20 protein-coding genes are annotated in these 22,191 nt (G+C 44.3%); 7 read left to right on the forward strand and 13 right to left on the reverse strand.

Translation table 11 applies throughout. The features are described from left to right. The first annotated feature begins 3 nt into the window (after window positions 1–3). The 3 genes from FTD44_RS03770 (at window position 4) to FTD44_RS03780 (ending at window position 2,719) form a co-directional block, all read left to right on the forward strand. Window positions 4–771 carry a hypothetical protein gene (locus FTD44_RS03770; RefSeq protein ID WP_222165220.1) on the forward strand — a complete coding sequence of 256 codons (768 nt, stop codon included), beginning with the start codon at window positions 4–6 and terminating at the stop codon, window positions 769–771. Between the two features lie 81 nt (window positions 772–852). Then, window positions 853–1,443 carry a YciE/YciF ferroxidase family protein gene (locus tag FTD44_RS03775; RefSeq protein ID WP_222165221.1) on the forward strand — a complete coding sequence of 197 codons (591 nt, stop codon included), beginning with the start codon at window positions 853–855 and terminating at the stop codon, window positions 1,441–1,443. A 1,075-nt stretch (window positions 1,444–2,518) separates the two neighbouring features. Beyond that, window positions 2,519–2,719 carry a cold-shock protein gene (locus FTD44_RS03780; RefSeq protein WP_222165222.1) on the forward strand — a complete coding sequence of 67 codons (201 nt, stop codon included), beginning with the start codon at window positions 2,519–2,521 and terminating at the stop codon, window positions 2,717–2,719. A 120-nt stretch (window positions 2,720–2,839) separates the two neighbouring features. On the opposite strand, the gene FTD44_RS03785 is transcribed toward FTD44_RS03780, so the two are convergent. Beyond that, window positions 2,840–4,822 (reverse strand): T9SS type A sorting domain-containing protein, encoded by a 1,983-nt coding sequence (locus FTD44_RS03785; RefSeq protein ID WP_222165223.1) that lies wholly within the window; start codon window positions 4,820–4,822, stop codon window positions 2,840–2,842. Between the two features lie 557 nt (window positions 4,823–5,379). On the opposite strand from FTD44_RS03785, the gene FTD44_RS03790 reads away from it, so the two are divergent. Beyond that, complete coding sequence (locus FTD44_RS03790) at window positions 5,380–5,724, forward strand: hypothetical protein (protein WP_129022307.1); 345 nt, start codon at window positions 5,380–5,382, stop codon at window positions 5,722–5,724. Window positions 5,725–5,773: 49 nt separating this feature from the next. Here FTD44_RS03790 and FTD44_RS03795 read toward each other — a convergent pair whose 3' ends face one another. Genes FTD44_RS03795 through metG form a run of 3 tightly spaced genes read right to left on the reverse strand, consistent with a single transcriptional unit; the run spans window position 5,774 to window position 8,972 of the window. Further along, on the reverse strand, window positions 5,774–6,070 hold the full coding sequence (locus tag FTD44_RS03795; protein WP_222165224.1) for a putative quinol monooxygenase: 297 nt from the start codon (window positions 6,068–6,070) through the stop codon (window positions 5,774–5,776). After that, the gene (locus FTD44_RS03800; protein ID WP_222165225.1) at window positions 6,067–6,861 is read right to left on the reverse strand and encodes an SAM hydrolase/SAM-dependent halogenase family protein; all 795 of its coding nucleotides are present in this window, start codon (window positions 6,859–6,861) and stop codon (window positions 6,067–6,069) included. Before FTD44_RS03800 ends, FTD44_RS03795 begins: the two co-directional genes overlap by 4 nt. Before the next feature lie 20 nt (window positions 6,862–6,881). After that, window positions 6,882–8,972: a methionine--tRNA ligase gene (metG, locus tag FTD44_RS03805; RefSeq protein ID WP_222165226.1), complete on the reverse strand. Its 2,091-nt coding sequence runs from the start codon at window positions 8,970–8,972 to the stop codon at window positions 6,882–6,884. Between the two features lie 164 nt (window positions 8,973–9,136). On the opposite strand from metG, the gene FTD44_RS03810 reads away from it, so the two are divergent. Next, window positions 9,137–9,799: a thiamine diphosphokinase gene (locus FTD44_RS03810; RefSeq protein WP_222165227.1), complete on the forward strand. Its 663-nt coding sequence runs from the start codon at window positions 9,137–9,139 to the stop codon at window positions 9,797–9,799. 15 nt (window positions 9,800–9,814) lie between these two features. Continuing rightward, complete coding sequence (locus FTD44_RS03815; RefSeq protein WP_222165228.1) at window positions 9,815–11,575, forward strand: ABC transporter ATP-binding protein; 1,761 nt, start codon at window positions 9,815–9,817, stop codon at window positions 11,573–11,575. A 74-nt stretch (window positions 11,576–11,649) separates the two neighbouring features. On the opposite strand, the gene katG is transcribed toward FTD44_RS03815, so the two are convergent. The 3 genes from katG to FTD44_RS03830 all read right to left on the reverse strand — a co-directional run bounded on the left by katG (window position 11,650) and on the right by FTD44_RS03830 (window position 14,911). Next, on the reverse strand, window positions 11,650–13,926 hold the full coding sequence (gene katG / locus FTD44_RS03820) for a catalase/peroxidase HPI (RefSeq protein ID WP_222165229.1): 2,277 nt from the start codon (window positions 13,924–13,926) through the stop codon (window positions 11,650–11,652). A gap of 35 nt (window positions 13,927–13,961) precedes the next feature. Continuing rightward, complete coding sequence (locus tag FTD44_RS03825) at window positions 13,962–14,375, reverse strand: Fur family transcriptional regulator (RefSeq protein WP_129022300.1); 414 nt, start codon at window positions 14,373–14,375, stop codon at window positions 13,962–13,964. Between the two features lie 95 nt (window positions 14,376–14,470). After that, entirely contained in the window at window positions 14,471–14,911 is a 441-nt protein-coding gene (locus tag FTD44_RS03830) for a PNPOx family protein (protein ID WP_222165230.1), read from the reverse strand. 95 nt (window positions 14,912–15,006) lie between these two features. Here FTD44_RS03830 and FTD44_RS03835 point away from each other — a divergent pair, with 95 nt between their 5' ends. Further along, a complete protein-coding gene (locus FTD44_RS03835; RefSeq protein ID WP_222165231.1) occupies window positions 15,007–15,435 on the forward strand; it encodes a 6-pyruvoyl trahydropterin synthase family protein in 429 nt (142 codons plus the stop codon). A gap of 162 nt (window positions 15,436–15,597) precedes the next feature. Here FTD44_RS03835 and FTD44_RS03840 read toward each other — a convergent pair whose 3' ends face one another. The 6 genes from FTD44_RS03840 to FTD44_RS03865 form a co-directional block, all read right to left on the reverse strand. Next, window positions 15,598–16,368: a succinate dehydrogenase/fumarate reductase iron-sulfur subunit gene (locus FTD44_RS03840; RefSeq protein ID WP_222165232.1), complete on the reverse strand. Its 771-nt coding sequence runs from the start codon at window positions 16,366–16,368 to the stop codon at window positions 15,598–15,600. Between the two features lie 68 nt (window positions 16,369–16,436). Further along, a complete protein-coding gene (locus FTD44_RS03845; RefSeq protein WP_222165233.1) occupies window positions 16,437–18,410 on the reverse strand; it encodes a fumarate reductase/succinate dehydrogenase flavoprotein subunit in 1,974 nt (657 codons plus the stop codon). 56 nt (window positions 18,411–18,466) lie between these two features. Next, window positions 18,467–19,186, reverse strand: coding sequence for a succinate dehydrogenase cytochrome b subunit (locus FTD44_RS03850; RefSeq protein ID WP_222165234.1), 720 nt, complete (start codon window positions 19,184–19,186; stop codon window positions 18,467–18,469). A 170-nt stretch (window positions 19,187–19,356) separates the two neighbouring features. Further along, the gene (locus FTD44_RS03855) at window positions 19,357–20,319 is read right to left on the reverse strand and encodes a hypothetical protein (RefSeq protein WP_222165235.1); all 963 of its coding nucleotides are present in this window, start codon (window positions 20,317–20,319) and stop codon (window positions 19,357–19,359) included. 20 nt (window positions 20,320–20,339) lie between these two features. After that, the gene (locus FTD44_RS03860) at window positions 20,340–20,849 is read right to left on the reverse strand and encodes a heavy-metal-associated domain-containing protein (RefSeq protein ID WP_222165236.1); all 510 of its coding nucleotides are present in this window, start codon (window positions 20,847–20,849) and stop codon (window positions 20,340–20,342) included. Window positions 20,850–20,868: 19 nt separating this feature from the next. Beyond that, window positions 20,869–22,128, reverse strand: coding sequence for an ABC transporter permease (locus FTD44_RS03865; protein WP_222165237.1), 1,260 nt, complete (start codon window positions 22,126–22,128; stop codon window positions 20,869–20,871). Window positions 22,129–22,191 lie beyond the last annotated feature (63 nt).

Consider the following 22,191-nt stretch of genomic DNA (forward strand, 5'->3'; position numbering starts at 1 on the left):
ATTATGGCAACGAACACACGCAGAGGAAATCAGAATCCCTCAAACCGCAACAACACCAGCAGCAACCGCAATAACCGTAACACTGCTCGTCAGGACAACAATAACTCTACTCATATAGATAATTACGAAGACGATGACTATATCTACCAGCAAGGATACCAGGCCGGTTACCAGGCTGGATTTCAGCGTGTAGATAGTGAAGATTACGGCGACTACGGCACTTCTGCAGAATACGACGATGACTATCAATACGATCGTATTGACGAATATGATAATGATCAGGATGAGTATAATCAGGATAATCAATATGGCAGCTATGGCAATTACAGCCAGCAGGGCCGCAATGCTCACCAATCTGGTAATCAGTCCCGTCAGCAATACGGTAACCAATATGGCAACCAGCAACATGGTCGCAACAGCAGCCAGGGACAGCAATATGGTCGTCGCAGCAACAACTCTTTTGATAACAGCAGCCGTTATGGTGGCAACACTTATACTTCTGCTCAGGAAAATTATGGTTCTTCCCGTGAAGGCAGAAACTACGATGCTAACGGTCGTAATGATTTCCGCAATGAAGGCCGTACCAACAGAGGGTATAATGAACATAACCCCGGCTCCAGAAACAGTAATCGCGGGTATGACAGCTACAACACCAATAGCTTTAACGACCGCCAAAACGACGATTACTACAACAATAGTAAACGCTCCAACTTTGAAACCAGCAGCCGCGGTCGCAATGGTTTCGGCAGCCGCAAAAACAGAGACATATAACTAAAACACTCTTTTTCTGAAGGGCTGTTATCAGCCGGTGACAGCCCTTCATTTCTTCAATCATTTATAAAAAGATTATCTATGCCAACCGAAGCAAATGCAAGCAAAACAAGCAGTACTGCACAAACCGGTACTGCCAAAGCATCCCAATCAGTGAATGATACTGCACCACTGCAGAAGTTTTTTATTGATGCCTTAAAAGATATGCTCTGGGCCGAAAATGCCATCATCGGCGGCTTACAGAAATTACAGAAAGCAGCGACCAGCGAAGAACTGAAAGATGCTTTCGAAGACCACGAACTGCTGACCAAAAAACATATTTCCCGGCTGGAAAAAGTCTTTTCTATGTTAGGCGAAAAGCCGGAACCTAAAAAATGTAAAGCAATGGAAGGCATCCTGAAGGAAGCAGATGAGATCATTGAAGAAACGCCTGAAGGAACTGCTACCAGAGATGCAACACTGATCATTGCTGCTCAGAAAGTAGAACACTATGAAATTGCAAGCTATGGAGGTTTAGTCGCTATTGCACATACTTTAGGTCATGACAAGGCAGCAGATCTGCTGCAGAAAACCCTGAATGAAGAAGAAGAAACCGACTATAACCTTACAGATATTGCGGAATCTCAGATCAACTTTGAAGCCGTGGAAGAAGATGCCTCTGTGGCGGAATAATAATATTGAACAATAGCTGCACCTGCTTTAACTAAAACATACTGCTAAAACCGACCTCCTCTATATACCTCATCATACACTTACCATGTTTGGTGATTGATTGCTATCATGTCTGCAAATGACAGGGCCTTTTCCAGGGCTCTGTTGTTTGTAGTAACAAAAAACAGTTTGCAAAATATATGCTTTTCCCATTACCCAAGCGGCCGGCTATCTATAAGATCCTGTATAAAGTGAGGGATCGCTCCGAGATCATATTCTGGATATTTATTATTATCCTGAATCTATGCATTCCGTTATTATTTATGCTCTCTGTTCTGGCATAACTATTATCGAAAATACTTACCTCAGTGGTAATCTATCATACGTACATTTTTTTTCATTAGGTATAATAATTCAGTAGGGCGTTCCTTTCCAGGAGTGCCTTTATTATGATACGCCAATCCTTCACCAGCTTACATAACAATATGTAGAAGCAGGCCTCCTTTCCCCCATTTGAGTATAAAAATTCCACATTACCGATTTCAGATCACCTATAATTAATTGATAGTCAAATGAAAAGCACATTGGCACAGTATTGGCACTGGTATATATAAGTTCTAAAATTTAAAACCTGCTATGACTACACAAAATCGCAGCCCTTCGCAAAACCTTATATCTATGCCCTCTTCGCTTTGTGGAGCAAAAGGACATAAATCTAAAAAACTACGTGCAGCAAAACTCAAAACAAAGCATATATAACTAAAGCCATAACCTATCTACAACCTATACACTATGAATACATAAAGAGCTATGGTTTACTGTAAACATTTATCTAACTAAAGACCAACATCTATACAGTGCCGATTGGTTTCCGCTTAATGAAATAGAGCGGATAAGCATCTGACCAAAATACAATGCTTATACTCTATGTGGCACCAGCCGGCATTTTTTAACGATTATTGACGCATGACAATTGCGTTTTTTGGGTAGGGATTAAAAAGCTCCTTTCCAGGGGCTTTTTACTTTTCTAAAACCATAATAAATCATTTACGCAACTATACACACTGCTATTTACTCAAATTAAAAACAAAAAATCATGCAAGAAGGAACAGTAAAATTTTTTCACCCAGAGAAAGGCTTTGGGTTTATTAAACCAGAAAACAGTAATGAAGATATTTTCGTCCATGCTTCAGGGCTGGTCGATAAAATTGAACAGTCTGACAAAGTGGTCTTTGATACCATGACCGGCAAGAAAGGACTGGTTGCAATTAAAGTAAAAAAAGTACGTATCATATAATCCTTGTTTGTATAACCTGGCTTGCCCTTTCCAGGGCAGGCTATATAATGTTTGGAATAAGACAAGCCGGCAATCTTCGATTGCCGGCTTGTCTGTTCAGTTTATTGTTAGTGATGATTGTTATTTAATAACAACTGGTACCGATTTCAGCTTGATGGTATTTTGATATACTGTAATCAGGTATGTACCTTTAGCCAGTTGAGGCAGTTTCAGTTGACTGTTCATCGCAGCTTTTGTGCCGCGGTACAACACAGTAGCCTCTTTACCGGTTACATCTGTGATATTTACCTGTATTGCATCATTATCATTTACCGTACCATTAAACTGCAGACTGATGATATCCTGTGCCGGGTTAGGGTAAACAGATACTGCGAGTACATTTGGTACAGGTTTCAGGCTGCGGTTATCACTGAAGTAACCAGAGCTACAATCCAGTTTCATACTCAGCGGCAAAGGACCATCCGGTACCATAGTATTATACTCATTCCAGCTATAGCCTGAAAACGATACAATATTGCCCGGGCTCATCGTTTGTGCGTTAGGGAAGTATGGCATACACATACTGAACTTACAAGCCGGATCTCCGTTTTTATCGGTACGCAGGAATTTCGGGTTCAGTACATTAGTAAATTTATTCCATATTGGTGTGTTTAAAACGATGTCGTCTGTGAGCATGCCATTATCCCTTACGGTCGTAACCGGTCCCCATACCAGGTTGCTCGGTGCATTGCCCAGGTTATAATAACTGTTCGGGTCCATTGAACGGGAACCGGTACCTGCTGCAGATTCTATCGTTACCCAGTAATTGGTATTGATGATGATATCTCCTGAAGATGTAGTTATCGGCATCAGTTCGGCCAGGTAAGGATTTACATTATCCTGCGAGGTAGGGAAAGCCTGACCGCCACAAGCAAAATTGCTCTGGAAGCCGCTCAGGATAAGCGTATTGTTGGAATTACCTCTTACAATATTGGTACCCCAGCAGTAATCGATCTGTCCCATCCAGGCCTGGTTATTGGCTCCGGCAGGTGGCATAAGGGTGCCGATATCAATCGTAGTCACATTTAAAAATGTAGGGAACAGGTCCATCTGGCTGGCGTTCAGGTTAAAACAGAAGTTACCGAATACATAGGCCACCGCCGGATTTGTTGGATCTTCCCAGAAATCGAAACTGGTGTTCAGGTAATTGGTCAGTGTAGCCTGCTGTATCGGTGCATCCTTCATCATATTCAGTGCACCATCGATCTGCAGGTTCATCATAGCCTGGCCACCGCCACCATCATTACACATTCCTCCGACCCAGATATCGCCACTACTCATGATCTTCATGCGGTGTGGGATATCATAATCATTACCTCCGGCCGGCCAGTCATAGGTATTCATGGCAGCAACCATATTGGCGGCTATATCGTAGATCAGTACAAATGCCGTTTTAGGGGTAGAGAAGTCAGGGTATACGCCCGGCGGCATGGATGGTGTCATATAACCACATATGTAGATGCGGCCGTTGCCATACAGCATACTACCTGTAGGCCAGTAATCCTGTCCGGGGAAAGGAGACTCAATTACATGTGTTGAAAACTGCATGCCATTAGCTGCATCAGCACGGATCACTTCGATACCGCTCGGACCAGGTGTCCAGGGTAAAGCTGTTCGGGTAGCCACAATAGCCACATCGTTAGGATTCAGATAGTGCACGCCTTTTACGCGTTCATCATATCCCGGATCATTATAGAATTGTGAGACTATAGGGCTTCCGGCAGGGTCGAATACCAGCAGATGTACTGCATTATCACCGACTGTTCCGGCATAGTCAAATGCAGTACCGGCCATAGCATACTCATCTTTGTTGAGCATCTGGCTGGTCGCATAGTGTTTTAAATTATCTGGATTGTAGAGAAGGCTCAGGGAGTTCGGGGCTTGTGCGCTTAGCTGTTGTTCTGCACTGCATAGGCCCAGAGCGAGCAGGCCAAGCCGAAGGCTTTTACGCAACCACTTGCGGAGTCCGGAGGAGGCAGGGTTTGTTGATGTCATAGTGGCACACAGAGGAGTGGCCCGGTCATTGATGTTGAATGACTGCACAGTGTTGTGTTGTTTCATCATTGCTACTAAATTTTAATTATTAGAGCGGCAATATTACCGGTTTGTTTTACTGTTGTAATGCACGGTTCCTACAAGGCACAATATCTGTAGTCCATTTTTCAGCGGGCGCTCTCCTACCCTTTTTCGTCAGTATACTATCGGGTCTATGGACTTATTTTTCACAATATAGAGTGTTTTATTTTATTTTACAATATTGAGAATAAAATATTTTAAAATGATGCATATATGAGACAGAAGAGGTATGTTGTTATATGCGGAAGGCACTTACGCAGTATGCACACAAAAAGAAAAGTCGCTGTGCAGGGGGCACAAGCGACTCTCTTTTCAACTATATAAACATAGGGGGGTAAGATGGGCGATAATGCTAATGCTCAAATGTTTTTATGTGTAGTATGAAGCAAACAAGGATGATTCATTAGCAATTATCTGAAGCGAAGATAATACACACTTTTGAGAATACAAAAATTTAAACTCTTTTTTTCAAAAAAACCCGGATCAGAATCCCCGCCCGCGTATAATGCAGCATGATGTATCTTTGCCGGATAAGCATATATTTAATGGATCATAAAGATAATACGATAACACAACGCTGGACAGCCCTGGAAGCTATGCTGACAGAGCGTTTCGGCAAATTGCCCAATATGGAAGCGATTTTATACCTGATCGGTATAAATGAATATAATGGCAGACTGCCTAAGATTAAATTTTCTAAAGAGCAGAAGCAGGACCTGATGCACATCGCAGTATGTACCCTGCTCAGTAAAAGCGGCTATTATCAGCTATCCGGATTTGATGATGAAGGCTGGCCGCACTTTGAAGAACTGATACCGGTACCGGAAACAACACTCGGTGGCCAGGAGCAATTACTCAAAGAGCATATCCTGGAATACTTTGAAATGTAGTATAAAAGATAAGGGGCGCCAATGGCGCCCCTTATCTTTTATTAAAATCTTAATCAAGTACTACTTCCTGACTTACCGACCAGGCCTGTGCTTTATCAGCAAATAATGCTTTGGTATGCTTCCAGGTATCGGCAAAAAAATCGCTGCAGCGATACTGCTCCAGGTATTCCGGCCCATCCCAGTAACTATAGGTAAAGTACACATTATCCTGTGCGATATCTTTAAGCAATTCCAGATGACTGCAGCCTTCCTGATTACGGATGCGTTCTTTACGCGCTGCAAATAATTCCAGGAATTCCGGCACGCGTTCCGGCACAAAAGTCATCTTTACAATACGAATCATCATGAGAATTCTATAGGGATAATATTATAGATCAATTGGTCTTTTTTAAACAATTCAAGTCCGAGCAACTGGGCCGCAGAACCCTCTCGGATAGCAATTTCCAGGTATCCCGCACTATTGAACAGGCATAGCCGCTCTCCGGGTATGACGTCATTATAATTACGGCTCAGCTGTGTAACAGGTATATTACGCGGGATACGGATGCTGAAACGACGGCCATTACGGCAAGCTTCAAAATCTTCACGGGTAATATTCAATACCACATTGCCAAAGCGGTCAATATGGATCACATGGCAATCCAGTTGATTTTCTTTTACCTTGGCTCTTAATGGTGTCGTCTGCACTTCCGGGGTGCATATGGATGCATCCAGCATTTCGAAATGAAAATTGGCGGCATGCATTTCGTGTATCAGCTGTGAGGCTTTCCGCAACCATTCTATATAGTTGGCAGACTCACTGTCCCGGTACTCCCATATCTTAATATCGCTATGGGGAAAGGTAAAGGTGAACATTCCATTATCTGCGCTGATGATTACCTGGTTCTCCAGCAATGCAAACAGGATCCGGGAAGGATTCTGGTGCATGATATCAAACATGGATATATGAACAGTGCGCTCCGGGAAATTACGGAAAGCACTGTTCAGCAGGTAGCTGCATTGCAACAAATCATAAGGGGCTACCTCATGCGTAAGGTCAATAAGCCTTAACTCAGGATTTGATTTCAGGATCAAACCCTTGGCTATCGCTACTGCGTTGTCTTTGTTTCCAAAATCTGATATTAATGTTGCAATCATTATTCTTCTTGTACGCGCTTCTATTTTACCTCAACACCACTGTTCACTATATTTTTCGGGGAAATGAAGACCAGCTTACCTTCTGCATCTTCTCCCATCAGGATCATACCTGCACTTTCAATGCCTCTCATCTTGCGCGGAGCAAGGTTTACCACCACTACAACCTGCTGACCGATCACCTCTTCCGGCTGGTAGTGCAGGGCAATACCAGACACAATCGTTCTTTTCTCAAAGCCCAAGTCTACTTCCAGTTGCAGCAGTTTATCTGCCTTCTTCACTTTTTCTGCCTGCAGGATGGTCCCTACACGCAGTTCTACTTTGGCAAAATCATCAAATTCGATAACAGGCTTCAGTTCCGGAGCTGCAGGCTCAGCTGGTGCTTCAGGAGCCAGTATTACGGATTGCTTCGCATTGGCCTGTAATTTTTCTTTCTGTGCTTCAATCTCGGCATCATCGATCTTACGGAACAATAATTCCGGTGCACGTAAAGGATAGCCTTTACGGAGCAGATCCATTCTACCTGCATTCTCCCACTCCAGCATTTTATCCACCACCGTCAGCATAGAGCAGATCTTCTTAGTGGTAAACGGCAGGAACGGATTGGCAAAAATGGCCAGGTTAGCCGTCAGCTGTAATGCTATGTGCAGACAGTTATCGATCTTAGCCTGGTTTTCCGCTTTCAGCTCAGGCGTCTTGGCCAACGTCCATGGCGCTACTTCCTGTAAATATTTATTTCCTTTACGGGCAATATCAATTACCTCGAACAGGGCATCTCTGAATTTATAATGCTCAATAGATTGTTCAATCTTTTGTTTTGCCGCCTGTATATCTTTAATAATGTTGATATCCAGATCGGTTTTTTCTGCTTCATGATAAGCCGGAACTTTGCCGTCGCATAATTTATGCATCAGCACCATAGCGCGGTTGATGAAGTTACCGAAGATGTCTACCAGCTCGCTGTTATGGCGGGTCTGGAAGTCTTTCCAGGTAAAGTCATTGTCTTTTGTTTCCGGTGCATTGGCACATAATACATAGCGCAGGGTATCCTGCATATCCGGGAAGTCTTTCAGGTATTCATCGATCCATACTGCCCAGTTGCGGGAGGTAGAAACTTTGTCACCTTCAATATTCAGGAATTCATTTGCCGGAACATTTTCAGGAAGGATATATCCGCCATGTGCTTTCAGCATGGCAGGGAAGATGATACAGTGGAATACGATATTGTCTTTACCGATAAAATGTACCAGTTTGGTATCCTCTTTTTTCCAGTAATCGTCCCAGCTCTGCGGTAATAATTCTTTGGTTGCAGAGATATAACCGATCGGTGCATCAAACCATACGTACAGCACTTTTCCGTCTGCACCTTCTACCGGAACCGGTACACCCCAGTTACTGTCGCGGGTCATGGCACGTGGCTGCAAACCACTATCCAGCCAGCTTTTACACTGACCATATACATTCGATTTCCATTCGTCTTTTTTACCTTCTACGATCCACTCTTTCAGGAAATCTTCATATTTATTCAGCGGAAAATACCAGTGCTTGGTTTTTTTCTTTACCGGCACGGCATTGCTCAGGGCACTTCTCGGGTTGATCAGCTGCTCCGGAGACAGGGTGCTGCCACATTTTTCACATTGATCGCCATAGGCATTCTCATTGCTACAGATCGGGCAGGTACCTACGATATAACGATCGGCCAGGAAGGTTTGTTTTTCCTCGTCGAAATACTGTTCACTTTCTCTTTCTTCAAACAGACCATCATCATATAACTTACGGAAGAAAGCCTGTGAGGTCTGACGGTGTACATCTGTTGTGGTACGGGAAAAAATATCGAATGAGATACCCATACCGGCAAAGCTGTCGCCGATTATTTTATGATACTTGTCTACAACCTCCTGCGGGCTTACGCCTTCCTTCATCGCACGAATCGCGATAGGCACACCATGCTCATCTGTGCCGCAGATAAATTTAACATCTTGCTTGCGGGCACGCTGAAAACGCACATATATATCGGAAGGCAGATAACATCCGGCAAGGTGCCCGATGTGTACTGGTCCGTTGGCATATGGTAAGGCTGCTGTAACCAGGATTCTGTTGTATGCTTGACTCATGCGTGCAAAGGTAGAACTTTGTGGCTTATAATAGAAACGGAAATCACTGTGAATTACGCCTGTTTACAGCTTACCTGATGATAAATCTGCTTTATAGCAATATCACATCAATTTAACGGAGCATTCGCGTGAAAAAAGTTACTTTTGCAAGCTTAATCATATCCATGTCTTCACACCACATTATCCGTGACAATCAGGAACCTGCACTCATCATCGCCAATGGCGAGGCTTGTAGCATGGACCTGCTTAATGAGTTGCTGGAATGGTCGCCGCTGGTAGTAGTACTGGACAGCGCTGTAACGCGTGTGATGGAGCTGGGGATTAAGATTGATGTGCTGATCGGGGATTTTGACCGCAGCTTTGATGCGCATTATTACCAGGAGAAACAATACCCGCTGGAGATCATTCATGATCACTGCCAGGAATCTACAGACCTGGAAAAGGCTTTCCGCTACCTTGTGGGCCGTGACTTTAAAGCCGCTAATGTAGTATGGGCTACCGGCCGCAGAGCAGATCATACGATTACCAATATCTGTAATATTGTGCGCTTCAGGGATCAGTTGAAGATTGTACTCTACGACGACTATTCCAAGATCTATACCTTACCCTATTCTTTTGAAAAATGGTATGCAGCCAACACGATTATTTCGCTCATACCGATCGGTACCGTAACCGGTATCACCTCCCGGAATCTGCAATATACCTTGCAAAATGAGACCCTTACCGCGGGATACCGTACCGGCAGCTCTAACCATGTGCTGCAGGACGGCTTCGTAAAAGTGTCTTATGAAACAGGAGACTTGCTGATGATGGAATGTCATGACTAATTTTTATTTTACTGTATGAAACTGTTATATCAATACCTGAGCAGATACAAACTGCTTATCATCCTGGCGCTGCTACTGGCGGCCATCAACCAGGTATTTTCTTTAATGACCCCCTATATCCTGGGTAATTACCTGATCAATCCTTATGCGTCTAAAGTTGAAGCTTTCCGTGCAGGGGCAGAGCAGGCGTATTTTAACGGTATCCTGCTGGGCCTGGGATTAATCATCGGTTCTGCTATGATATCACGCATTGCTAAAGCCTTCCAGGATTATGCCGTAAATGTGATCATCCAGAAATTTGGTGCAAGATTATATACCGATGGACTGAAACACTCTCTGCAGCTGCCTTTCCAGGAGTTTGAAGATCAGCGCAGCGGGGAGACGCTCTCTGTTCTGATCAAGGCCCGTGCCGATTGTGAGAAGTTCATTACCAATTTTATCAATATCCTTTTTGCCACACTGGTAGGTATCGTGTTCGTTACAATTGTAGCTTATCGCCTCAGTCCTATGTTGCCGCTGATCTACCTGGTGGGTGCAGTAGTATTATCCTTACTCACGAGCTTTTTAAGTAAACGCATCAAGCTGATTCAAAAGAATATTGTAAAAGAAACAACCTCTCTTGCCGGTAGTACTACAGAATCGCTGCGCAATATTGAACTGGTGAAGAGCCTTGGCCTTACTGACCAGGAGATCAGCCGTCTGAACAATAATACAAACAAGATACTGGACCTGGAACTGAAAAAAGTGAAGAGCATCCGTTCGATCAGCTTTGTACAGGGAACGTTTGTAAACTTCCTGCAGCAATGTATCATGTTTGCGCTGTTCTATTTCTTATTCCACGACAGGATACAACTGGGTGATCTTATGATGATGCAGTTCTACTCTTTCTTTATCTTCGGACCATTACAGGAACTGGGTAATATTATCCTGAGCTACCGTGAGGCTGATGCTTCTCTGCAGAACCTGCAAAACCTGATGCAGAAAGAAGTGGAGAAAGAACCGGTTAATGCAGTGAATGTTGATGATATCAATACGCTGGCATTTGACAAAGTAAGCTTCCAGCATAAAAGCAGCACTCGTCCGGCACTGGACAAAGTTTCGTTTAGTGCAATCAAGGGTGAGACAATTGCTTTTGTAGGGCCCTCTGGCAGTGGTAAGACTACCCTGGTAAAACTCTTACTGGGACTGTATAAGCCTAGTGCCGGAAATATCCTGTATAATAATATTGATGAAAGAACTGTATCCTTAAATAGCATACGCAAGCAATTGGGTATTGTAACGCAGGATACGCAGCTCTTCTCCGGTACTATACGGGAGAACCTGAAGTTCGTAATGCCGGAAGCGACAGATGAGGCTGTACTGGATGCCGTACACCAGGCATCAGGTAAAAGCATTTTGGCCCGCAGTGATAAAGGCCTGGATACCATTATCGGTGAGGGTGGTCTGAAATTATCGGGTGGCGAGCGTCAGCGTTTATCTATTGCCCGTTCTTTGCTGCGCCAGCCACGACTGCTGATATTTGATGAAGCAACCAGTGCGCTGGACTCTATCACGGAAAGTGAGATTTCTGAAACGATGGAGGAGATCAGCAAGGAGCGTAACCAGATCACGATCCTGATTGCACACCGCTTGTCTACCGTAATGCATGCCGATCGCATCTTTGTACTGGAGAAAGGTAAAGTCATTGAACAGGGTAACCACAATGACTTACTGGACCTGAAAGGACTCTACTATGCAATGTGGAGACAACAGGTAGGTGCAGAATATGCTGAATAATTTTACAACCTTCTATTATACAAAAGCCCCGGCAAATTGCCGGGGCTTTTGTATAAATTGATATTTTGCTTTATTTAAAATCGATCCAGGTTCATGACTTTGGTCCATGCGGCAACAAAGTCTTTTACAAATTTGTCCTGTGCATCGGAGCTGGCGTATACTTCGGCCAGGGCACGCAGTTCTGAGTTAGAACCGAATACCAGATCTGCACGTGTACCGGTCCATTTTAAGTCGCCGGTATTACGATCACGACCTTCAAACTCGTACTGGGTCTCATCTGTAGCTTTCCAGACTGTATTCATATCCAGCAGGTTTGCAAAGAAATCATTGCTCAATACTTCCGGACGTTTGGTGAATACTCCTTTCTGATGATGATCAAAGTTTGCATTCAGTACACGCATACCACCTACCAGCGCGGTCATTTCCGGAGCGGTCAGGGTAAGCAGTTGTGCTTTATCGATCAGCAGCTCTTCTGTAGAAACGGCTTTAAATTTAGTTTTCTGGTAGTTACGGAACCCGTCGGCAATCGGCTCCAGGAAAGCGAAAGAATCAATATCGGTCTGCTCGGCAGATGCATCCATACGGCCTGGGGTAAACGGCATGGTAATATTGTACCCACCGTCTTTGGCTGCTTTTTCTACAGCGGCTGTTCCTGCCAGTACGATCAGATCGGCCAGTGATACTTTTTTACCACTTTGAGCGCCGTTAAATTCTTTCTGGATACCCTCGAGGATATCCAGCACTTTGGATAACTGTGCAGGGTTATTGGCTGCCCAATAGCGCTGTGGTGCCAGGCGAATGCGTGCTCCGTTTGCCCCGCCACGTTTATCAGAACCACGGAAAGTGGAGGCTGAAGCCCATGCAGTATTCACCAGCTGGCCTACAGTTAAGCCTGAGCCCAGGATTTTATTTTTCAGGGCTGCCACATCCTGCTCATTGATCAGTTCATGATCTACTTCAGGAATAGGGTCTTGCCAAATCAGGATTTCCTGTGGCACTTCCGGTCCCAGGTAGCGGGCACGCGGGCCCATATCACGATGCGTCAGTTTGAACCATGCACGGGCAAATGCATCTGCAAATGCATCCGGATCGTTCAGGAACTTGCGGGAAATTTTTTCATATGCGGGATCCAGTCTCAGGGAAAGATCCGTTGTGAGCATGGTTGGTTTTATTTTCTTACCGGCTTCAAATGCATGTGGAATGGTATCTTCAGCATCCTTCGCTACCCACTGATGGGCACCTGCAGGGCTTTTAGTCAATTCCCATTCATAGCCGAACAGGTTCTCGAAGAAGTTATTGCTCCATTGAGTAGGCGTATTGGTCCAGGTTACTTCCAGTCCGCTGGTAATAGCATCTGCACCTTTACCCGTTCCGAAACTATTGTGCCAGCCCATGCCCTGTTGTTCAATACCCGCAGCTTCCGGTTCTTTACCTACGTGATCTGATGAAGCTGCACCATGGGTTTTACCGAAACTGTGTCCACCTGCGATCAGGGCTACTGTTTCTTCGTCATCCATCGCCATACGTCCGAATGTATCACGAATATCCTTTGCAGCTGCAATCGGATCAGGATTACCATCCGGTCCTTCAGGATTTACATAGATCAATCCCATCTGCACGGCAGCCAGCGGTTTTTCCAGGTTGCGAGAATGGATATCACCATCTGCTTTATCATCGGCAGATACTACACCATGATCTTTAGGCACTCCGTCCGATCCGTGCGCATAGCGCAGATCTCCGCCTAACCATGTGTGTTCTGAACCCCAGTATACATCTTCGGAAGGCTCCCAGACATCCTCACGACCTCCGGCAAATCCGAAAGTTTTAAAGCCCATAGATTCTAATGCTACATTACCGGCCAGGATCATTAAATCGGCCCAGGAGATTTTACGGCCATATTTTTGTTTGATGGGCCATAACAGTCTTCTTGCTTTATCCAGGCTTACATTATCCGGCCAGCTGTTCAATGGTGCAAAACGTTGTTGTCCCGCTCCGGCTCCGCCGCGACCATCTCCGGTACGATAGGTACCGGCACTATGCCAGGCCATACGAATGAATAAAGGTCCGTAGTGTCCGAAATCGGCAGGCCACCAGTCCTGTGAGTCGGTCATCAGCTTATGCAGATCTTCTTTTACGGCCTGAAAGTCCAGGCTGTTGAATGCTGCCGCATAATCGAAATCAGCCTCCATAGGATTGGATAGTGAAGAGTTCTGGCGCAGCATATTTACTTTCAGCTGATTCGGCCACCAGTCTCTGTTGCGGGTGCCACTTCCAGCAGCCCCTTGTTGTCTTGAGCCTGCTGTAGCTCCGGTAAACGGGCATTTGCCCCCATTGTTTGCATTAGTTTCCATTTTTGTCTTTTTTGGGGTTACGGGATTATTTTAATTTATTTCTTGAACTGCCCTGTGATCTGCAGTTTGATGTCTTTTATAGAGAATGATTTGATCGGATGTTCTTTAAAATATGCTTCGATCAGTTGCGTAATCTGTTCATCATGATAATCAGCAATCTTATCGGTTTCGGTGCAATACAGATGATGATGATGGTCGACAACCGCGTCATAACGCATGATGTCCTTTTCTGTTTTTACTTTTTTCAACAGATTGTGCTCGGCCAGTGTATCCAGTACTTTATATACCGTCGCTACAGAAATGCCGGGGTGATTTTCTTTGATATAGGCAATAATCTGCTCAGCAGTAGGATGGGTTTTTAATTCCAGTACTGCTTCAAATATGGCCATACGCTGCGGGGTCACCTTAAGCCCTTTCTCTTTCAATCGTTCGGATATGATCTGTTTCATTGCTCAAATGATAACTATTATTCAAAAGTAATCATTCTCCTTTAGCAATCATATTCCCTGGCAATTGATAATAAGTTAGTCGATATAGTAAAATTTTATACTTCTTCTTTTCGCTCCCAATGCTGCTTATTACCAAAGCCTTTTGCATTATCGGTAAACTTAATTTTTAAAAGCGTGATGGTCCACATATCGCCGGGTACGGCCATAGCTATAGGATATGCTGTATGATATTGCATAGCAGGCAGTACATCGAAAAGGGTATTTTTCTGCACGGTTCCTTCAAACTGTATACCTTGTATCATTAACGTATTCAGCTGATCGGGTAAAATGGTTCCGGCACAAACGCCATTTTTCAGTAATAGCTGTGCGTGGTGTGTATCTGAGGAGGATTTGAAATAGAGGCAATGCTTTGCAGCATCATAGACAAAGAAGCAGGTAAAGCAATAGGGCATCTGCTGCTCGTCGATACAACAGACATTGACGCAGGTCTGTTGCGCCATAAATTGTGCGATATCTTCGTGCATTTTAGTTTCCATAAAGCTGCTGCTTAATACTCAAATCTAAAATATTCTGCTTAATTAAAAAAATATCGGAACTTTGCAGGCTATAAATATTTCTTATATAACATAATATGTTACAACTGACCAAGATTTTCCCTTTTGAAACCGCCCATGCGGTATTTGGTTATGAAGGGCCTTGCCGCAATATTCACGGGCATTCTTATGAACTGCATGTGACCGTAGCGGCTACTCAAAAAACAGCTGATTATATTGCCCCTCCTGGTTTCCTGATTGATTTTAAGGATATCAAGAATATCGTAAAAAAAGAGATTGTAGAATACTTTGATCATAAACTGGTGCTCTCTAAGAATTACCTGGAGGCACATCCGGAGATTGCTGCACATGAGAACCTGATCGTTTGGGAACATGAGCCAAGTGCAGAAAATATCTTATTGTATACCCGTAAGCAATTAAGGGCTATACTTCCGGAAGGCATTGTGATCCGCTCTATGCGCCTGTATGAGACCAAGACGTCTTATGCCGAGTGGATTGAGGATTAAGCAGGAAATATATTATCCAAACAAAAGCGAACAGAGATTATCTGTTCGCTTTTTATATTAATTGAACTTTAGAATGCTTCCTAAAATAGGGTACTCAATCATAAATATATAAAAAGGGAAGCCTGAAACAGACTTCCCTTTTTATATATTTATGATTATATCTTATTTAGCAATGCTTCCACTCAGACCAGCTTTAATGTACTCTGAGTTCAGGCGACGGATGTTCATGATAGAGATCTCTTTAGGACATTCTGCTTCACAAGCACCGGTATTGGTACAAGAACCGAAACCTTCTTTATCCATCTGATCAACCATGTTAACCACACGTGTCTTGCGCTCTGCTTCACCTTGTGGCAATAAGGCCAGGTGAGATACTTTTGCAGACAGGAACAGCATAGCTGAAGAGTTTTTACAAGATGCAACACAAGCACCACAACCGATACAGGTTGCTGCAGCAAAGGACTCATCTGCTTTATCTTTAGCAATAGGCAGGTTGTTCGCATCCTGCGCATTACCGGTATTTACGGAGATATAACCACCAGCCTGGATGATACGGTCAAACGCTGTACGATCTACCATCAGATCTTTAATCACCGGGAAAGCACCTGCTCTCCAAGGTTCTACAACGATTGTATCGCCATCTTTAAATGCACGCATGTGCAACTGGCAGGTTGTGGTACCGCTCCACGGACCGTGGGCTTTACCGTTGATGTGCATAGAACAAGCGCCACAAATACCTTCACGACAGTCGTGATCGAATGTGATCGGCTCTTTTCCTTCATGAATCAATTGCTCGTTCAATACGTCGAACATCTCCAGGAAAGACATTTCAGAAGAGATATCTTTCACCTGATAGGTTTCGAAGCTACCTTGAACCTGAGCATTTTGCTGACGCCATACTTTCAGCGTCAAATTCATATTATAATGTTCCATCTGTTTAACTTTTATGGGTACATTAAGCGGCCGCAACGCACTTAATGAAATATGTTTGTTGAATAATATTATTTATAAGAACGTTGAGACGGGTGAACCACTTCATAATTCAGGTCTTCTTTGTGTAAAGTCCATGCGCTGTCTCCATCGTACTGCCATGCAGCTACGTACATGAAGTTTTCATCATCACGTTGTGCTTCACCATCTTCAGTCTGAGACTCTTCACGGAAGTGACCACCACAAGATTCAGCACGGTTCAGGGCATCTTTACACATCAGCTCACCTAATTCGATGAAATCTGCAACACGGTTAGCTTTATCCAGCTCAGTGTTCATACCTTCAACAGTACCAGGGATTTTCACATCGCTCCAGAACTCTTTTTTCAGTGCCTGGATCTCTGCGATCGCTTCTGTCAGACCTTCTTTAGTACGACCCATACCACATTTATCCCACATGATCTTACCCAGACGCTTGTGCAGGCTCTCAACAGATTGAGTACCTTTAATGCTCATCAGTTTGTTGATACGATCAGCAACTTCTTTCTCTGCTTTTACAAATTCAGGATGATCAGTTGGAATGGCTTTTGTACGGATATCATCTGCCAGGTAGTTACCCAGAGTGTAAGGGATTACGAAGTAACCATCTGCCAGACCCTGCATCAGTGCTGATGCACCCAGACGGTTTGCACCGTGGTCAGAGAAGTTAGCCTCACCCAGACAGTACAGACCTGGAACGCTTGTCATCAGTTCATAATCTACCCACAGACCACCCATTGTATAGTGTACCGCAGGGTATATACGCATTGGTACTTCATATGGATCTTCACCGGTAATCTTCGCATACATATCGAACAGGTTACCGTATTTTTCTTTTACTACAGCCAGACCATGAGTACGCACCTCTTCCGGAGTCGGATTATGGTTACCTACTTTACCACACTCAATAGTACCGTAACGGATTACCGCTGCTGCGAAATCCAGGTATACTGCTTGCTTGGAGGTACCTACACCATAACCGGCATCACAACGCTCTTTTGCAGCACGGGAGGCAACGTCACGTGGCACCAGGTTACCGAAGGCAGGGTATCTTCTCTCCAGATAGTAATCTCTTTCCTCTTCCGGAATCTCGCTGGCCTTACGGTTATCGTTTTGTTTTTTAGGCACCCAGATACGACCATCGTTACGTAAGGATTCAGACATCAGCGTCAGTTTAGACTGGTGATCTCCTGAAACCGGAATACAGGTCGGGTGAATTTGTGTATAACAAGGGTTAGCAAAGTATGCACCTTTCAGGTGAGCCTTCCAGGTTGCCGTTACGTTACTGCCCATTGCATTTGTAGATAAATAGAATACGTTACCGTAACCGCCTGAACACAGCAGGACAGCGTGTCCGAAGTGTCTTTCCAGTTTACCGGTAATCATATTACGGGCAATGATACCACGTGCTTTACCATCGACCATAACGATGTCCAGCATTTCGTGGCGGTTGTACATTGTTACATTACCTAAGGCTACCTGGCGCTCCAGGGCCTGGTATGCACCGATCAGCAATTGCTGTCCGGTCTGACCAGCAGCGTAGAATGTACGTTGTACCTGAGTACCACCGAAAGAACGGTTACTCAGCATACCACCGTATTCACGGGCAAATGGTACACCCTGAGCCACACATTGATCAATGATGTTGGCACTTACTTCAGCCAGACGATGTACGTTGGACTCACGCGCACGATAGTCACCACCTTTAATGGTATCGTAGAACAAGCGGTAAACGCTGTCACCATCATTCTGATAGTTTTTGGCAGCATTGATACCACCCTGTGCAGCGATAGAGTGCGCACGACGCGGAGAATCCTGAAAGCAAAATGCTTTTACTTTATATCCTAATTCGCCTAAAGATGCAGCAGCAGAAGCTCCTGCCAGACCAGTACCGATAACGATAACTTCTAAGCTACGTTTATTGGCTGGGTTGACGATTTTACAACTATTTTTATAAGAAGACCATTTTTGCGAAAGTTCGCCGGCAGGTATTTTTGAATTTAACATATCTAATGAAGTCTTTTTTGCTGTTTAAATTGATAATAAAGGCTAGGCTTTAAAAACTAGTGTGCCATTGTTTTTACAAACTGAGCAACCTCTGCTGCCGGTGGCAACCATCCTAATTTGTAAGAAATCGGCATCAGGGCAAAAATAGCCGGAACGATGATTGCGAAGCCTACACCGATACAGTTAATTAAACCTTTGTATTTAGGTGTACTTAAACCTAAAGTCTGGAATGCACTCCAGAAGCCATGCACTAAGTGCCATGCCAGGGAGATACATCCTGCTACATATATAATAACAACCCACCATTGCTGGAATGTTTCTTCCATGATCAGGTACAGGTCTTTTTCATGACCTTGTGTCAACTGCTGGTAACGGTTAGGTGCCCAGAAGTGTGCCAGGTGCAATACTAAAAACATCAGGATCAGTGTACCCAGTAAGCCCATTGAGCGGGTGTACCATTTACTGCTGCTGTTACCAGGAGCTACGTTGTAGCCTACCGGTCGCTTGGCTTTGTTCTGTGCAGTAAGCATTAACCCTTGTACAATGTGCAGGATAATGAAGGCAAACAAGCCTACCTCTGCGATACGGGTAATTGGATTGGAACCAAGGAAGTGGGCAATTTCACCATAAGCTTTGTAGCCTCTGCCGTAATCCAGCCATTCTAAGAAGATCTGAGCATTGGCGTAACAGTGGACTACCAGGAAGACGATCAAGAACAGACCAGTGAGACCCATTACCAGTTTTTTACCAATCGAAGATGTTAAAAAGTTTTTCATTCTAAAAAGTGAGAAATGTGAAATGTAATTTTTCTGTCAAAAATTTAGTTGCAAAGATACCACCCAATTTTTAAAAATACAAAGGGAAATAAAAAAATAAAAACCTATATTGGCCTGCATTTGAGCGCATGACAGCGCTTATTTCATGACAATGGCACTTCGTAAATTGCTTATTTCCAGTACAAATAATGCTGCAAACCGATGTTAAACTGGGGGTATAAACGGGCATATGACAATTTAACAAATTGCAATTGTGTAGAAAAATCGATACGGGTGTTGGAATTTAAGATAAGCTGCACACCAGGTACTATATCTACATAAAACCCTGCCTGCAAGGCTTTCGGAAAATAGGATGTACGTATTTCGTACTCCGGCGCATTGTAAGGGGTCAGCCATACACGCACATCACCGTAATACTTTCCCATAAATTCACAGTACAGGTTTATATTGGGCTGCTTATAGCTGCGATAGGTACGCGGGTATACCAGATAGCCGAAGGACAGGCTATAATTAATTGTTGTCGGATATTTTACCGTAGTGGGAATATCGGGCAGTCCGGCTATAGGATCGACCTGCACTCCGGAAAACTTCCCGGGCAGGATCACTCCGGCAGTAAGCGATACGGCAAATTTATTTTTCAGGTAAGTGGAGATCAGCCCGAAACCAAGGCCTTTGGTGTCATCCATCAGGCGGGGCTCTCCTTCATCATGCGCAGTATTGACGGAAGAGGCTTCTGCATAAGCGGCCATACGCAAATGCTCATTGGTCCTGTCTCGGGTCAGGAAACGGTATTTGGCATACAGGCTGAACCCATTAAATTTATAGGGCTTGTATACACCACGCTCGGGTGTATTATGATAGGGAAACTCTTCGGGTAGCTTTTCTTTATGATGGTTAGAACTAGCAGCAGTAAGGTATATGGAGAGCTTCGGTGTAAGGCCGTACATCAACCGGAGTCCGTTAAAGTTTCTCAGCTGATTACTTTCTTTATAAAACTCTGACATAAGACGAATGCCAAGGATACCTTTAGGAATATTACTGGCCGGCTCGGTATTGGGGAAGAGTTCCTGTGCCCGGCCCGTCTGTGCCAGACCCAGTATCAATCCAATACTCAAGAGCTGTTTTTTGTTCATTTGTATATGTAATATTGCCTTTAATCTGCCAGCACGAACCGGTATACAGCCTTGCAATGGCAATCTGCTTTGGCAGGAAGGTTATGGTATTTTTTATAACTCACCGGATCTATCATTCCTTTATCTACAAAACGCATTTTCCAGACCGGAACGGATGCGGACAAGTCTCCTTTTGCCAGTTCGTAACAGGCATTCTTATACGTAAAGCATGAGGCCTGCAATTGCTCACCGGCACCTGGCTTAAAATCTGCATCTATAAATCGTACGGAAAATCCGGCGTCTGTTACCGCCTTAGCCACCTGGCTAAACGCAATAGGCGCATTGGGTTTTAATTTTAAAACTGCCCGGGTATTGGCCAGATCCATCTGTACCTCTTTGATAAAATCAAGCTTACGCAAACGCATTTCTACACTGCGGCTGCACTGCGAGCAGGTAAGTCCGTCTACCCCTATACGCACAGCCGTAAACTGGGCTGTAGCTACAGCAGAGATGAATACAAGACAAATGCAGAATAACAACCTGATTTTCATCTCATAAAGTTACATAAAATCAGTTAACGATGCGTCGACGGGAGATAAAGCTGCTGATCAGCGTCATGACACAACCGGAGAATAGCATAATCACAATAGGCATCCATACATCACGCATCCCCTGCCCTCTCAGGAAGATATTGCTTACACCATTAAAGGCCCAGTACATCGGTGTGAATTTAGCTACAGTGGTCATTACCGGCGGCAGGATCTCCAGCGGTACCCATATGCCTCCGAGAGAAGCCAGGATAACCGTAAATATGGCACCAACAGGCATGGCCTGGTTGGCCGTTTTGAACACATTACCTACAAGATAACCGTATGTAGTGGCACAGAATGCAGTGGCTAATACTAAGGGCACAGTGGCCCAGGGGTGTGTACCCATATATAATTTAGGCAGACCGAACAGGGGTATAAGCATGGTTCCGATCAGCATCATCACATAAAACTGCAGAAAGCAGAACAGGGTATAGAAAAGGATCATACCGATATTGGCTTTGACCGGCGCACCGGGAATCAGCTTTAAACGGGTCATACTTCCCTCTTCCCGCTCACGGATCATATTGCCGGCAATAGGTACTACGATCAGGAACATTCCGAAAATAGCCCAGGATGGCACATTGTGCTGTACAGAGTTTAGCGTAAAAGTGGCATGTTTATCTTCCAGGTGTTCTTTCAACGGCAGGGCGCTGTATAGTTCTTGTATCAATGCGGAATCAATGCCCATCTCAGTACCATTCATTGAGCCCAGGCGGCTCATCAGGGTATTCATCTTTGACTGTGTGGCATACTGCATCAGTGCAAATTTGAATGAATTCTTGAAGGAAGGTTTTAAGGTTGGATCAAACAGTACCTCAATCTCTGTGGAGTCAAGGGCTTTATTCTGGGCATAGGAAGCCGGAAGTCCTGATTTTGCACCAACGGCGTTTACTACTTTATTTGCGGTATTCACCAGCGAGCTGCTGGCTTCTTCCGGTATAATCAGACCGATCTTTGCTTTACCGGAATTAATATCATTACGCAGGCTATGTTCATCGGTATATATTTTGGTCTCGAACATGCTGCTGGCTTCTATTGCAGCTACAATCTCTTTTCCTACCTTGCCATGATCTTTGTTGATGACGAATACCTCAAACTTCACATCACGCATATCTTTAAAGGTACTATCCTGCGTTACGGCCATCACGATAATGAGTATAGCCGGCATGAAGATCAGCAGCAATAATCCTACAGGGTCCCGCAGCAGCAGTTTTAATTCTTTAACTATAGTGGCAAACATAATTATATAAGCGTATTTATGGTATACCGGGCCATAATAAGACAGGCTCAGCTATAGCGGCAA

Source organism: Edaphocola aurantiacus, assembly GCF_019797745.1.
In the GTDB taxonomy this organism is placed as follows: Bacteria; Bacteroidota; Bacteroidia; order Chitinophagales; family Chitinophagaceae; genus Edaphocola; species Edaphocola aurantiacus.

Coding starts and splice junctions, on each gene's coding strand:
- FTD44_RS03770 (WP_222165220.1), top strand. CDS start 4: ATGGCAACGAACACACGCAGAGGAAATCAGAATCCCTCAAACCGCAAC.
- FTD44_RS03815 (WP_222165228.1), top strand. CDS start 9,815: ATGAAACTGTTATATCAATACCTGAGCAGATACAAACTGCTTATCATC.
- FTD44_RS03850 (WP_222165234.1), bottom strand. CDS start 19,186: ATGAAAAACTTTTTAACATCTTCGATTGGTAAAAAACTGGTAATGGGT.
- FTD44_RS03835 (WP_222165231.1), top strand. CDS start 15,007: ATGTTACAACTGACCAAGATTTTCCCTTTTGAAACCGCCCATGCGGTA.
- FTD44_RS03840 (WP_222165232.1), bottom strand. CDS start 16,368: ATGGAACATTATAATATGAATTTGACGCTGAAAGTATGGCGTCAGCAA.
- FTD44_RS03860 (WP_222165236.1), bottom strand. CDS start 20,849: ATGAAAATCAGGTTGTTATTCTGCATTTGTCTTGTATTCATCTCTGCT.
- FTD44_RS03780 (WP_222165222.1), top strand. CDS start 2,519: ATGCAAGAAGGAACAGTAAAATTTTTTCACCCAGAGAAAGGCTTTGGG.
- FTD44_RS03775 (WP_222165221.1), top strand. CDS start 853: ATGCCAACCGAAGCAAATGCAAGCAAAACAAGCAGTACTGCACAAACC.
- FTD44_RS03855 (WP_222165235.1), bottom strand. CDS start 20,319: ATGAACAAAAAACAGCTCTTGAGTATTGGATTGATACTGGGTCTGGCA.
- metG (WP_222165226.1), bottom strand. CDS start 8,972: ATGAGTCAAGCATACAACAGAATCCTGGTTACAGCAGCCTTACCATAT.
- FTD44_RS03810 (WP_222165227.1), top strand. CDS start 9,137: ATGTCTTCACACCACATTATCCGTGACAATCAGGAACCTGCACTCATC.
- FTD44_RS03790 (WP_129022307.1), top strand. CDS start 5,380: ATGGATCATAAAGATAATACGATAACACAACGCTGGACAGCCCTGGAA.
- katG (WP_222165229.1), bottom strand. CDS start 13,926: ATGGAAACTAATGCAAACAATGGGGGCAAATGCCCGTTTACCGGAGCT.
- FTD44_RS03785 (WP_222165223.1), bottom strand. CDS start 4,822: ATGATGAAACAACACAACACTGTGCAGTCATTCAACATCAATGACCGG.
- FTD44_RS03830 (WP_222165230.1), bottom strand. CDS start 14,911: ATGGAAACTAAAATGCACGAAGATATCGCACAATTTATGGCGCAACAG.
- FTD44_RS03865 (WP_222165237.1), bottom strand. CDS start 22,128: ATGTTTGCCACTATAGTTAAAGAATTAAAACTGCTGCTGCGGGACCCT.
- FTD44_RS03800 (WP_222165225.1), bottom strand. CDS start 6,861: ATGATTGCAACATTAATATCAGATTTTGGAAACAAAGACAACGCAGTA.
- FTD44_RS03795 (WP_222165224.1), bottom strand. CDS start 6,070: ATGATGATTCGTATTGTAAAGATGACTTTTGTGCCGGAACGCGTGCCG.
- FTD44_RS03845 (WP_222165233.1), bottom strand. CDS start 18,410: ATGTTAAATTCAAAAATACCTGCCGGCGAACTTTCGCAAAAATGGTCT.
- FTD44_RS03825 (WP_129022300.1), bottom strand. CDS start 14,375: ATGAAACAGATCATATCCGAACGATTGAAAGAGAAAGGGCTTAAGGTG.